Source organism: Klebsiella sp. CD33 (assembly GCF_051992865.1).
GTDB lineage: Bacteria > Pseudomonadota > Gammaproteobacteria > Enterobacterales > Enterobacteriaceae > Klebsiella > Klebsiella pneumoniae.
The window spans coordinates 3,686,438-3,699,437 of the sequence record NZ_CP197023.1 but is presented as its reverse complement, the minus strand read 5'-3'; the positions used below and the strand labels follow the sequence as shown (position 1 = coordinate 3,699,437).

The 13,000-nt window shown below is 60.9% G+C and carries 13 protein-coding genes; 9 read left to right on the top strand and 4 right to left on the bottom strand.

The window, feature by feature from the left end; genetic code table 11:
* Window positions 1-3: 3 nt before the first annotated feature.
* The 6 genes from entE (at window position 4) to ACR809_RS18285 (ending at window position 6,409) form a co-directional block, all read left to right on the top strand.
* Entirely contained in the window at window positions 4-1,611 is a 1,608-nt protein-coding gene (gene entE / locus ACR809_RS18310; protein ID WP_020324573.1) for a (2,3-dihydroxybenzoyl)adenylate synthase EntE, read from the top strand.
* Window positions 1,612-1,624: 13 nt separating this feature from the next.
* Window positions 1,625-2,476, top strand: a complete 852-nt coding sequence (gene entB, locus ACR809_RS18305) for an enterobactin biosynthesis bifunctional isochorismatase/aryl carrier protein EntB (RefSeq protein WP_021313366.1) — start codon at window positions 1,625-1,627, stop codon at window positions 2,474-2,476.
* A gap of 8 nt (window positions 2,477-2,484) precedes the next feature.
* Window positions 2,485-3,231, top strand: coding sequence for a 2,3-dihydro-2,3-dihydroxybenzoate dehydrogenase EntA (entA, locus tag ACR809_RS18300; protein ID WP_031592820.1), 747 nt, complete (start codon window positions 2,485-2,487; stop codon window positions 3,229-3,231).
* Window positions 3,232-3,645: a proofreading thioesterase EntH gene (gene entH / locus ACR809_RS18295; RefSeq protein ID WP_002893892.1), complete on the top strand. Its 414-nt coding sequence runs from the start codon at window positions 3,232-3,234 to the stop codon at window positions 3,643-3,645.
* 356 nt (window positions 3,646-4,001) lie between these two features.
* The gene (gene cstA, locus ACR809_RS18290; RefSeq protein ID WP_002893896.1) at window positions 4,002-6,107 is read left to right on the top strand and encodes a pyruvate/proton symporter CstA; all 2,106 of its coding nucleotides are present in this window, start codon (window positions 4,002-4,004) and stop codon (window positions 6,105-6,107) included.
* Between the two features lie 104 nt (window positions 6,108-6,211).
* Window positions 6,212-6,409, top strand: a complete 198-nt coding sequence (locus ACR809_RS18285; protein WP_002893903.1) for a YbdD/YjiX family protein — start codon at window positions 6,212-6,214, stop codon at window positions 6,407-6,409.
* On the opposite strand, the gene ACR809_RS18280 is transcribed toward ACR809_RS18285, so the two are convergent.
* The 4 genes from ACR809_RS18280 to ACR809_RS18265 form a co-directional block, all read right to left on the bottom strand.
* On the bottom strand, window positions 6,406-6,810 hold the full coding sequence (locus ACR809_RS18280) for a helix-turn-helix domain-containing protein (protein ID WP_004176911.1): 405 nt from the start codon (window positions 6,808-6,810) through the stop codon (window positions 6,406-6,408). The two genes, ACR809_RS18285 and ACR809_RS18280, sit on opposite strands and share 4 nt — an antisense overlap.
* Complete coding sequence (locus tag ACR809_RS18275; protein WP_002893907.1) at window positions 6,785-7,087, bottom strand: type II toxin-antitoxin system RelE family toxin; 303 nt, start codon at window positions 7,085-7,087, stop codon at window positions 6,785-6,787. Before ACR809_RS18275 ends, ACR809_RS18280 begins: the two co-directional genes overlap by 26 nt.
* Before the next feature lie 183 nt (window positions 7,088-7,270).
* Window positions 7,271-8,014 carry an SDR family NAD(P)-dependent oxidoreductase gene (locus tag ACR809_RS18270; protein ID WP_002893908.1) on the bottom strand — a complete coding sequence of 248 codons (744 nt, stop codon included), beginning with the start codon at window positions 8,012-8,014 and terminating at the stop codon, window positions 7,271-7,273.
* 57 nt (window positions 8,015-8,071) lie between these two features.
* Window positions 8,072-9,160 (bottom strand): oxidoreductase, encoded by a 1,089-nt coding sequence (locus ACR809_RS18265; RefSeq protein ID WP_047680819.1) that lies wholly within the window; start codon window positions 9,158-9,160, stop codon window positions 8,072-8,074.
* A gap of 163 nt (window positions 9,161-9,323) precedes the next feature.
* Between ACR809_RS18265 and ACR809_RS18260 the strand changes: the two genes are divergently transcribed.
* From ACR809_RS18260 to ACR809_RS18250, 3 genes are read left to right on the top strand one after another with little or no spacing between them, the layout of a single operon-like run.
* Entirely contained in the window at window positions 9,324-10,826 is a 1,503-nt protein-coding gene (locus ACR809_RS18260; RefSeq protein ID WP_023279184.1) for a sugar ABC transporter ATP-binding protein, read from the top strand.
* A complete protein-coding gene (locus ACR809_RS18255) occupies window positions 10,823-11,821 on the top strand; it encodes an ABC transporter permease (RefSeq protein WP_002894035.1) in 999 nt (332 codons plus the stop codon). The genes ACR809_RS18260 and ACR809_RS18255 overlap by 4 nt, the downstream gene beginning before the upstream one ends.
* A gap of 20 nt (window positions 11,822-11,841) precedes the next feature.
* The gene (locus ACR809_RS18250) at window positions 11,842-12,906 is read left to right on the top strand and encodes a sugar ABC transporter substrate-binding protein (RefSeq protein ID WP_002894036.1); all 1,065 of its coding nucleotides are present in this window, start codon (window positions 11,842-11,844) and stop codon (window positions 12,904-12,906) included.
* Window positions 12,907-13,000 lie beyond the last annotated feature (94 nt).

The following is a 13,000-nucleotide window of genomic DNA, read 5'->3' as shown; positions in this document are numbered from 1 at the left end:
AGGATGATTGCATTTACCCGTTGGCCGGAAGAGTTTGCGGCCCGCTATCGTCAAAAAGGCTACTGGCAGGATCTGCCGTTAACCAATCTGATCACCCGTCACGCGGACAATGACGCCGTGGCGATTATCGATGGCGAGCGGCAGATTAGCTACCGCCAGTTTAACCAGCTGGTGGACAACCTCGCCTGCTCGCTGCAGCGCCAGGGACTGAAGCGCGGGGAGACCGCGCTGGTGCAGTTGGGCAATGTCGCCGAGTTTTACATGACCTTCTTTGCGCTGCTGCGCATCGGCGTCGCGCCAGTGAACGCTTTGTTCAGCCACCAGCGCAGCGAACTTAACGCCTACGCCGCGCAGATTAAACCGGCGCTGCTGATTGCCGATCGCGAGCACGCGCTGTTTGCTGACGATAGCTTTCTCCACGCGTTTATCGCGGAACATCCTTCCCTGCGCGTCGCACTGTTGCGTAACGACGGCGGCGAGCGCGATCTGGCGACGGAGATTAACCGCCCGGCGGATAACTTTATCGCCAATCCAACCCCTGCCGACGAAGTGGCCTTTTTCCAGCTCTCCGGCGGCAGCACCGGGACGCCGAAGCTTATCCCACGCACCCATAACGATTACGACTACAGCATCCGCCGCAGCAATGAGATCTGCGGGATTAACGCTGAAACGCGCTACCTCAACGCGCTGCCGGCGGCGCATAACTATGCGATGAGTTCCCCGGGTTCGCTCGGCGTCTTCCTCGCCGGCGGGCGGGTGATCCTCGCCGCTGACCCGAGCGCCACGTTGTGTTTCCCGCTGATCGAAAAACATCAGATTAACGTCGCGTCGCTGGTGCCGCCGGCGGTCAGCCTGTGGCTGCAGGCGATTCACGAATGGGGCAGCAACGCCCAGCTGCAATCGCTGCAGCTGCTGCAGGTCGGCGGCGCGCGCCTGTCAGCGACACTCGCCGCGCGCATTCCGGCGGAAATCGGCTGCCAGCTGCAGCAGGTGTTCGGCATGGCGGAGGGGCTGGTGAATTACACCCGCCTTAACGATAGCCCGGAGCGGATCATCAATACCCAGGGCTGTCCGATGTGCCCGGACGATGAAGTGTGGGTGGCGGATGCCGACGGCAACCCGCTGCCGCGCGGCGAAGTGGGCCGCCTGATGACCCGCGGGCCGTACACTTTCCGCGGCTACTACAACAGCCCGCAGCATAACGCTGAAGCCTTTGACGCCGAGGGGTTTTATTGCTCCGGCGATCTGATTTCGATCGACGAAGATGGGTATATCACCGTCCAGGGCCGGGAAAAAGATCAGATCAACCGCGGCGGCGAGAAGATCGCCGCTGAAGAGATCGAAAACCTGCTGCTGCGCCATGAGGCGGTGATCCACGCCGCGCTGGTCAGCATCGAAGACAATCTGCTGGGCGAGAAAAGCTGCGCTTATCTGGTGGTGACCTCGCCGCTGCGCGCCGTCGCCGTGCGCCGCTTCCTGCGCGAGCAGGGGGTGGCGGAATTTAAACTGCCGGACCGCGTGGAGTGCGTTGCCGCGCTGCCGCTGACGCCGGTGGGCAAAGTCGATAAAAAACAATTACGTCAGTGGCTGGCCGAAGGCAAGCTGGGCTGAAGGAGAACAGAGAATGGCAATCCCTAAATTACAGGCATATGCGCTGCCGGAAGCCAGCGATATCCCGGCGAACAAGGTCAACTGGGCCTTTGAGCCGTCGCGCGCCGCGCTGCTGATCCACGATATGCAGGAATATTTCCTCAACTTCTGGGGCGAAAACAGCGCGATGATGGAGAAAGTGGTGGCTAATATCGCCGCCCTGCGCGACTTCTGCAAACAGAACGGCATTCCGGTGTACTACACTGCCCAGCCGAAAGAGCAGAGCGATGAAGACCGCGCCCTGCTGAATGATATGTGGGGGCCGGGTCTGACCCGCTCGCCGGAGCAGCAGCAGGTGATTGCCGCGCTGGCGCCGGATGAAGACGATACCGTGCTGGTGAAATGGCGCTACAGCGCGTTTCATCGCTCGCCGCTGGAGGAGATGCTGAAAGAGACCGGCCGCGATCAGCTGATCATCACCGGCGTTTACGCCCATATCGGCTGCATGACCACCGCCACCGATGCTTTCATGCGCGATATCAAACCGTTCTTTGTCGCCGACGCGCTGGCAGATTTCAGCCGTGAAGAGCACCTGATGGCGCTGAAATATGTCGCCGGCCGCTCCGGACGGGTGGTGATGACCGAAGAGCTGCTACCGCTCCCAGCCTCCAAAGCGGCGCTGCGCGCGCTGATCCTGCCGCTGCTCGACGAATCCGACGAACCGCTGGATGATGAAAACCTGATCGATTACGGTCTGGATTCGGTGCGGATGATGGCCCTGGCCGCCCGCTGGCGCAAAGTGCACGGCGATATCGACTTCGTGATGCTGGCGAAAAACCCGACCATCGACGCCTGGTGGGCGCTGCTCTCCCGCGAGGTGCACTAATGGCGGCGCTGGATTTTCGCGGTCAGACCGTGTGGGTGACCGGCGCAGGTAAAGGGATTGGCTATGCCACCGCGCTGGCTTTCGTCGAGGCCGGGGCTAACGTCACCGGGTTCGACCTCGCCTTTGACGGCGAAAGCTATCCGTTTGCCACCGAAACGCTGGACGTCGCCGATGCCGACCAGGTACGCGAGGCATGTAGCCGGCTGTTGGCGAACACCGAGCGTTTAGATGTGCTGGTGAACGCCGCCGGGATCCTGCGCATGGGCGCTACCGACCAGCTGAGCGCGGAAGACTGGCAGCAGACCTTCGCGGTCAACGTCGGCGGGGCGTTCAACCTGTTTCAGCAGACGATGGCCCAGTTCCGTCGCCAGCGGGGCGGGGCGATCGTCACCGTCGCCTCCGATGCTGCGCACACGCCGCGCATCGGCATGAGCGCCTATGGCGCCTCGAAGGCGGCGCTGAAAAGCCTGGCGCTGACCGTCGGGCTTGAGCTGGCGGGCTGCGGGGTGCGCTGTAATCTGGTGTCGCCGGGCTCCACCGATACCGATATGCAGCGCACCCTGTGGGTCAGCGACGATGCAGAGCAGCAGCGGATCCGCGGCTTCGGCGAGCAGTTTAAGCTCGGCATCCCGCTGGGTAAAATCGCCCGCCCGCAGGAGATCGCCAATACCATTCTGTTCCTCGCCTCTTCTCACGCCAGCCATATCACCCTGCAGGATATCGTGGTTGATGGCGGCTCGACGCTGGGGGCGTAAATGGCCTGGAAGCGAGAGCTTACGCTGGCGGCGCTGAACGCCAGCAGCGAAAATACCATGGTGGCGCATCTTGGCATCATCTACACCCGACTGGAAGAGGGGCTGCTGGAGGCGGAGATGCCGGTGGATGCGCGCACCCATCAGCCGTTTGGCCTGCTGCACGGCGGCGCTTCCGCGGCGCTGGCGGAGACGCTGGGCTCGATGGCCGGTTGGCTGATGACCGAAGAAGGGCAGTGCGTCGTCGGGACTGAGCTTAACGCCAGCCATCACCGGGCCGTCTCCAGCGGGAAAGTGCGCGGCGAGTGCCGTCCGCTGCATCTTGGTCGCCAGAGCCAAAGCTGGGAGATTGTGGTGTATGACGAGAAGGGGCGGCGCTGTTGCACCTGTCGTCTGGGCACCGCGGTGCTGGGCTAAGAAGCCGCTGTTTCCCCGGCTTGCGCTACGCTTAGCCGGGCTACGTATCGGCGCAATGGGGTAGCCCGGATAAGGCGCAGCGCGCCGCCATCCGGGAGTGTCCCTGCTCGCATTGCGCTTAGCAGGACTACGGATCTGTAGGTCGGGTAAGGCGTTAGCCGCCACCCGACAAAAAAAACGGCACCGTTCACGGTAACCCTTTCATTCATTTTCCTGCCTTAAGTGATCTCGCTAGCAATGTGAGACAAATCTCTGTGGGTGTACGGCATCTGCGATGTTTCGGTGTTGTTAAATTCTGCGTTGTGATCTAGAAACAAAATGTAACATCCTGATTACCCTACCGGTGGACCACAACAATGAATAATTCAGGGAAATACCTTATCTGGGCGCTGCTCTCCGTCATCGGAGCCTTCGCCCTCGGCTATATCGCTTTAAACCGGGGTGAGCAGATAAACGCGCTGTGGATTGTCGTCGCCGCGGTCTGCGTTTATTTGATCGCGTATCGTTTCTACGGCCTGTATATCGCTAAAACCGTGCTCGGCGTTGACCCGACGCGGATGACGCCCGCGGTGCGGCATAACGATGGCCTCGACTACGTTCCAACCGACAAAAAAGTGCTGTTCGGTCACCATTTTGCCGCCATTGCCGGCGCGGGGCCGCTGGTGGGCCCGGTGCTCGCCGCGCAGATGGGCTACCTGCCGGGGATGATCTGGATCCTCGCCGGCGTGGTGCTGGCTGGGGCGGTACAGGACTTTATGGTGCTGTTTGTTTCGACCCGCCGCGATGGCCGTTCGCTTGGCGAACTGGTTAAAGAGGAGATGGGGCCGACCGCTGGCGTCCTGGCGCTGGTGGCCTGCTTTATGATCATGGTGATCATCCTCGCGGTCCTGGCGATGATTGTGGTGAAAGCGCTGACCCACAGTCCGTGGGGGACATACACCGTCGCCTTTACCATTCCGCTGGCGATCTTTATGGGCATCTACATCCGCTATCTGCGTCCGGGACGCATCGGCGAGGTGTCGGTGATAGGCCTGGTGATGCTGGTGTTCGCCATCATCTCCGGCGGCTGGGTGGCGGAAAGCCCGACCTGGGCGCCGTGGTTTGATTACACCGGCGTACAGCTGACCTGGATCCTGGTGGGCTACGGATTTGTGGCTGCGGTACTGCCGGTCTGGCTGCTGCTGGCCCCGCGCGATTATCTCTCCACCTTCCTGAAAATCGGCACCATCGTGGGGCTGGCGATTGGCATCCTGATTATGCGCCCGACCCTGACGATGCCGGCGCTGACCAAGTTCGTCGATGGTACCGGCCCGGTATGGACCGGCAACCTGTTCCCGTTCCTGTTTATCACCATCGCCTGCGGCGCGGTCTCCGGCTTCCACGCGCTGATCTCCTCCGGCACCACGCCGAAAATGTTGGCCAACGAAAGCCAGGCCTGCTTTATCGGCTACGGCGGCATGTTGATGGAATCCTTCGTCGCTATTATGGCGCTGGTGGCGGCCTGTATTATCGATCCGGGCGTCTACTTCGCGATGAACAGCCCGATGGCGGTGCTGGCGCCGGCGGGTACCACCGATGTCGTCGCCTCGGCAGCGCAGGTGGTGAGCGGCTGGGGCTTTAGCATTACGCCTGATACGCTGCATCAAATCGCCAGCGAGGTCGGCGAACAGTCGATTATCTCCCGCGCCGGCGGCGCGCCAACGCTGGCGGTGGGGATGGCCTACATCCTGCACGGCTCGCTGGGCGGACTGATGGATGTCTCGTTCTGGTACCACTTCGCCATTCTGTTTGAGGCGCTGTTTATCCTGACGGCGGTTGACGCCGGCACCCGCGCGGCGCGCTTTATGCTGCAGGATCTGCTGGGCGTGATTAGCCCGGGGCTGAAAAAAACCAGCTCGCTACCGGCCAACCTGCTGGCGACCGCGCTGTGCGTCCTGGCGTGGGGCTACTTCCTGCATCAGGGGGTGGTCGATCCGCTGGGCGGGATTAACACCCTGTGGCCGCTGTTCGGTATTGCCAACCAGATGCTGGCGGGGATGGCGCTGATGCTCTGCGCGGTGGTCCTGTTCAAGATGAAACGCCAGCGCTACGCGTGGGTGGCGCTGCTGCCGACCAGCTGGCTGCTGATCTGTACGTTGACCGCCGGCTGGCAGAAGTCGTTTAGCCCGGACACCAAAGTTGGTTTCCTGGCGATCGCTAATAAATTCCAGGCGATGATCGACAGCGGCAACATTCCGCCGCAATATACCGAATCACAGCTGGCGCAGCTGGTGTTTAACAACCGTCTCGATGCCGGGCTGACCATCTTCTTTATGATTGTGGTGGTGGTGCTGGCGCTATTCTCGATTAAAACCGCGCTGGCGGCGCTGAAAGAGGATAAACCGACGGCGAAAGAGACGCCGTATGAGCCAATGCCTGAAAACCTGGACGCGATTGAGACCCAGGCGAAAGGGGCGCATTAACCGGTGTGCCGGGTGGCGGCTTAGCCTTACCCGGCCTACATTTCCGATCCTCCCTCTCCCTTTGGGAGAGGCTCGGGGTGAGGGATACAAAAGAGAAATGACTTATGTTTGACACCCTCTCCAAAGCAGGAAAATATTTAGGCCAGGCCGCCAAAATGATGATCGGCGTGCCGGATTACGATAACTACGTCGAGCACATGCGAATAACCCACCCGGATCAGACGCCGATGACTTATGAAGAGTTCTTTCGCGAACGCCAGGACGCGCGCTACGGCGGCAAGGGCGGGGCGAAGTGCTGTTAACCCTCTTTCGGCAGATAGAGGCTGATCTGCTCCTGAGTACAGCCGTAAATCGCCGCCAGCTTCTCGCGGGTGCGCTTTTGCGGACGGGAGTCCAGCGCTTCCAGCTGTGACACCGCGGACTGGCTGATGCCAAGCTTTTCGGCTACCTCCTGCTGGGACATCCCGCGCAGGATGCGCCACGCGGCCTGCAGGCTGACGTTTTCTTTATGCATCACGTCGCATACTTCGCCCGGCAGCATGACGTCATCATAGATATCTGATTCATAAGGAATATCTTCCCAGTCGCTTTCATCCTCGTCGTCGTACTCCAGCAGAGCCAGGCGCATACGAAAGTAATCGCTGTAAGGAATGACGACATACTGGTCTTTTCCTTCTTCATCCTTGATGTACTGAATAGTCATATTCGGTATCTTCCTCATGAAGGTAGGTGGTGGTGGTTCGGCGTTTAACCGCCACGACGTAGCAGGTATCGCCCGGCGGATCCCCAAAGGTGTAGATGACTCTGTAATCACCTAATCGCAGCCGGTAGTGGTTTTCGGGAGAGGACAATTTTTTGATATCCGAGATAGGTGAAGCTTTATCATCCATCTTCTCCAGCCTGGATTTAATGCGACTCTTATACCGAGTATCGATTTTAGAAAATTGCTTATCTGCCGTTTTTGACCAGACAATTTTCATCCGTACCTCCACTGTACGCCCACACAAAATATAAGGAAATAATAAGACTATTAGATAAATTCCGAATTTCTTATGGGGTACTGTAGAGCGGAGAAAAAACGCAGGTAAGAGGCAAAACGCAACCCGTCGAGGCGGCGCGGAAAGGCCTCTGCCGGGCGACAGAGGCTTGCAGAAAATGTGCGATCAGGCGTTCAATCCGCCATCCACGTCCAGCCCCGTACCGGAGATCTGCCCGGCGGCCGGGCTGGCGAGGAAGGTGACCGCCGCGGCGATGTCTTCCGGCTGGCCGTAGTGACCGACCGCAATCATCTGGCGCTGGGCTTCCGCCTGTTCTCCGTCTTCCGGGTTCATATCGCTGTTGGTCGGCCCTGGATGGACAAGGTTAACGGTGATCCCGCGAGGGCCTAAATCACGCGCCAGGCCACGGGTCAGGGCGTTGAGGGCGGACTTGGTCATGGCGTAAACCGCGATGCCCGGCATGGCCACGCGGTTAGCCAGACAGCTGCCGATGTTGATGATTCGTCCGCCATCGGCCATATGCACCAACGCTTCCTGGGTGGCGATGACCACCCCACGGATATTGACGTTGATAAGCGCGTCAATGTCCGCCAGCGTCATGGATTCCAGTGGACCGCCGCGGGCTATTCCGGCGTTGTTGACCAGAATGTCCAGCCCGCCGAGGGACCGGGCCGCATGGGTGACGGCATCCTGAATCGCCTGCGCGCTGGCGCTGTCGGCCTGTACCGCTTCGCCGTACCGACCCAGCGCCTTTATTTCATCGGCGACCGCCTGGGCTTTATCGACCGATTTTTCATACGTAATAACCACATCGGCGCCGGCGCGCGCCAGCGACAGCGCGATTGCGCGACCCAACCCACGGCTGGCGCCGGTAACCAGCGCCTTCTTACCTGTTAAATCGATCTGCATGATGACCTCGTTGCGAGAGTGGTGAGCATCATCATTAGGTATAGACGGTCGGGGTGATTAACGGCTGAAGTATTCCACCTTCTCAAACGCCGCGCGCAGAACCTCAGGGGTTAACGTCACCGGTAAATAGTGAATCGACTCGCCCGGGCGCAGGGTATGGGCAATGACCCGGTCCAGCTCTGCGCGGTTATTGATATCGACCTCCAGCGCCGCCAGGGTGGTCGGCAGGTTAAAGCGCTGATACGCCTGCACTAACTGCGCCAGCACATCGTCCTGACCAAGCAGGGCGCTCTGTACCAGAATGCCGTAGGCCACTTTGGTACCGTGGAGAAATTTATCCGTCTGCGGCAGCACCGTCAGTCCGTTGTGCACCGCATGGGCGGCGGCGACCCGGGTGTAACGTTCCCCCAGCCCGCCAACCATCCCGCCGCCGGCTATAATCGCCTCCACCACATCGCGAAACGCCTGGGTCAGATCGCCGCGGCGCTGGTCCGCCAGCGCCGTTTCGCTGCTGGCCAGCAGCACATCGCGGATCGCCAGCGCGCCGTTAATCCCCAGCCGCACGGTGAGCGGTAGCGCCTCCGGCTGCGGCGCCAGCACCACGGCCTCATACCATTTGGCTAAGGTGTCGCCAATGCCCGCCAGCAGGTACTCCGCCGGAGCGTGGAGAATGATGCGCGGTTCGACCAGCACCAGGAAGTTGGCGTCATCGAAGATCTCAAAATTCAGGGCCTGTCCGGCGTCGTTATACCACACCGACAGAGGCGTCCACGCCGCGCAGGTGGCGGCGATAGTCGGGATGGCCACCAGCGGTACCCCCAGGCGGCGGGCCAACACTTTCGCGCTGTCGAGCAGCGCGCCGCCGCCGACGCCAATCACTACCGCCCGATCGTCACCTGAGGCCTGCACCAGCCCCGCCACGTCGCGTTCGCTGCAGTGGCCGGTAAAGCGGATCTTTTTCGCCTCCGGCAGGTGGAAGGCCGCCGGCAGAAAAGGTTCTGCGCCGGCCAGGGCGCGCTCGCCATAGACCCACACCGCTCGCGAGAGCTGGTCGGCGTTAAAAAAATCGCTCAGTCGCTCAAGGCTGCCGGGGTGGGAGAAATAGTTGGCCGGGCCGGGCACGACGCGGATATCGCTGTTGCTCATGGAAGCTGTCCTTATGGGTGTTGGGCTAACCTGATGTTATGTCTGGACATCCAGATGGCTAATATTATTTCGTTGTATCTTATGCTTTTTACGCAGTTGTCAGCCAGCGGCGGCTATGAAAAATTCGTTAAATCAGAAGATTAATTGCCGCACGGGAGCAGTGATGAGCGCGAATCGCCTTGAGATGCATAACATTAGCCTGGCCTTCTCCGGCTTTCAGGCGCTGAACAAGGTGGACTTTACCCTCCATGGCGGGTCGGTGCATGCCCTGACCGGGGCCAACGGCGCGGGTAAGTCGACGCTGATGGCCGTGCTGTGCGGCACCCACGCCCACTATGAGGGCGAAGTGACGATCAACAACCAGCCGGTCATCATTCGTTCGCCGCGGGATGCTAAACAGCTGGGGATCCACCTGGTGCAGCAGGAGGTGGACGTAGCGCTGGTGCCGGGCCTGAGCATTGCGGAAAACATTATGCTGGACAGGCTGGCGGAGCCGGGCATGACCTTCCGCTGGTCGCGGGTTCGGCAGCTGGCGCGCGAGGCGCTGGCGCAGCTGGACGTTGCGCTGGACGTCCGGCGCTCCATTGACAGCTGCACGCTCGCCGAAAAACAGCAAATCCTGCTGGCCCGCGCCCTGTCGCATCATTGCCGCTTTTTGATTCTGGATGAACCCACCGCGCCGTTGGATCAGCATGAAAGTGAGCGTCTGTTTGCGGTAGTACGCCGTCTGCAGCATCAGGGGATCGGGGTGGTGTTTATTTCGCATCGTATCCATGAGCTGAAGGCGATCTGCGACACCCTGACGGTGCTGCGCGACGGGCGGCTGATTGAGAGCGGCCCGATGGCGCCGCTGAGCGGCGAACAGATCGTCGAAAAGATGCTGGGCCACGAGCTGAGCGATATCTTCCCGCCGCCGCGCCCGCCGCACGGCGAAGAGGTGCTGTTGCAGGTTGACGGTCTGCATGATGAGGCGCTGCTGCAGGATATTTCGCTGCGCCTGCGGAAGGGGGAAATCCTCGGGATCGCCGGGCTGGCCGGCGCGGGCAAAACCGAGCTGTGCAAAGCGCTGTTCGGCGCCAGCAAAAGCCGGGTGCAGCGGGGCGAGCTGAACGGTCAGCCGTGGCGGCCGCGCGATCCGGCCGACTCGGTAGGGCGCGGCCTGGCGCTGGTCCCGGAGGAGCGACGCAAAGAGGGCATTTTCATTGAAGAGCCGATCGCGATGAACCTGGCGGTCAGCGCCGATAACAGCTTTTCGCGCTGGAGCCTGTTCGGCCATCGGCAGGCCTGGCGCTGGGCGGAGGAGGTGATTGCCCGCCTCGGCGTGCGCGCTACCGGTCCCGGTCAGACGCTGCGCCGTCTTTCTGGCGGCAACCAGCAGAAGGTGGCCATTGGCAAATGGCTGCGCGGTGATGCCAACGTTTTGATTTTTGACGAACCGACCAAAGGGGTCGATGTGAAAGCGAAAACCGATCTGTTCATGCTGATCGATGGTCTGGCGCGGGAAGGCAAAGGGGTGATTTATGCCTCGGGTGAATTCGCCGAGCTGGTCGGTTTATGCGACCGCATCTGCGTACTGTGGGACGGACGGATCGTAGCGGAGATCCCCGGCGCGGAAGCCCGGGAAGAGACACTGCTTTATTATTCAACCGGAGGAGCGGCAGCGTGAGCAAGGCCCTGGCAGTAAACGCGACGGTATCGGGCCGTCAGCGATTTTTTGATTTTCTCTATAAGTGGGGCATGTTGCTGACCGTGGTGCTGCTGGTGGCGGTCTTTGGCCTCGCCTCGGACAACTTCCTTGACCCGTTCAACATCATCAACATTCTGCGCTCGATTGCCATCGTGACGGTGATTGCCATTGGGGTGTCGATTTCCCTCACCATCGGCGGCTTCGATCTGTCCGTCGGATCGACGGCATCGCTGGCTAACGCGCTGGTGATTTCCCTGTTTGTCTGGCATGGCCTGGGGACCACCGAAGCGATTCTGATAACCCTCGCGCTCTGCACCCTGGTGGGGCTGTTTAACGCCTTTCTGATCGTGGTGCTGCGCATTCCTGACATGCTCGCCACCCTGGCCAGCCTGTTTGTGATTCAGGGCGTGGCAATGACCTACAGCTACGGTGGGTCGATTACCGAAAACATGGTTCTGCCGAGCGGCGAGATGGCGGAGGGTACTATCCCGGCGGCCTTTGGCGCGCTGGGGCAGGTGCCGACCATCGTCATTATCATGCTGGTGGTGACGCTGGTCGCCCAGCTGGCGCTGTCGTTCACTACCCACGGACGGCGGATGTACGCCATCGGCGGCAACCCGGAGGCGGCGCGGCTCTCCGGCCTGCGGATCACGCGTTACAAAGTCGCAGCATACGTGATTGCCTCGCTGCTGGCCGGGCTCGGCGGCATTCTGCTGGCCTCGCGCATCGGCTCTTCGCAGGTCAACGCCGGCGGCGGCTATCTGATGGACGCGGTGGCCGCGGCATGGATCGGCTTTTCGCTGGCGGGCTCCGGCAAACCAAACGCCCTGGGGACGCTGGTGGGGGCGGTGATCCTCGGCGTACTCTCCAACGGGCTGGTGATGCTCTCGGTGCCGTATTACGCGATGGACATTATTAAAGGGTTGGTGCTGGCTGGCGCGCTGGCACTGACCTATTTTCAGCGCCGTACTTAACATTTTACAGGGTAAACCGCATGAAAAAGATCGCACTCTCTCTGATGACGCTGGGTCTGTTGCAGTCGACGGCGGCGCTGGCCACCGCCCCGACGCCGGTGCCGGCGGCGATTGCCGAACACAACGGCCCGATCCGCATTGCCGTGATCCGCAACCTCGGGTCTGACGATAACACCACCCAGTTTGTCGCCGGGGCGCTGCAGGAAGGCAAAAAGCTCGGTTTCAAAATCAGCACCTTCCTGAGCAACGGCGATGACGCCAAATTCCAGGACTTCGTCAACCAGGCCATCAGCCAGAAATACGATGGCATTATTCTCTCTCAGGGGCGTGACCCGTATTCCACCGCCCTGGTGAAGAAGGCGGTGGACGCCGGGATCAAAGTGGCGGTGTTCGATACCGCGGTGAGCGGTGAGATCCCCGGGGTGACGGTCAGTCAGCAGGATGATGCCTCACTGACCGAGCTCTCTTTTGGCCAGCTGGTGAAAGACTTCAACGGCAAGGCCAACATCGTCAAGCTGTGGGTGGCGGGCTTCCCGCCGATGGAGCGCCGTCAGGCGGCTTACCAGACGCTGCTGAAGCAAAATCCGGGGATTAAAGAGCTGGAGTCGATCGGCGCCGTGTCATCCGATGTGCAGGGCGACACTGCCAACAAGGTGGGGGCGATCCTCGCCAAGTATCCGAAAGGGAAAATTGACGCGATCTGGGGCACCTGGGATGCCTTTAGCCAGGGAGCTTATAAAGCGCTGAAAGAGAATGGCCGCACCGAGATCAAACTCTACAGCATTGATATTTCCAACCAGGATTTGCAGCTGATGCGCGAGGCCGGCAGCCCGTGGAAGGTGAGCGTGGCGGTGGATCCGAAGCTTATCGGCGCGACCAACGTGCGGCTGATCGCCAATAAGATCGCCGGCGAGCCGACGCCAGCCACCTACGACTTCAAGGCGGCAGCGATTCCCCAGGCGCTGCTGGCGGCCCAGCCGGGAGCGGTAAACGTGGCGTCGCTGGGGAAAATTATCCCTGGCTGGGGCCAGACCGAAGACTTTATCGCGCCGTGGTTCGCGACGCTGGAAGCGAAGAACAAATAAAATCAAGCCGGGTGGCGGTGGGCGGCGGCCTGGTGCCCTCGCCCCGGCCCTCTCCGCAGGGAGAGGGGGAAAACCATGCCACCGGGCGAGAGGG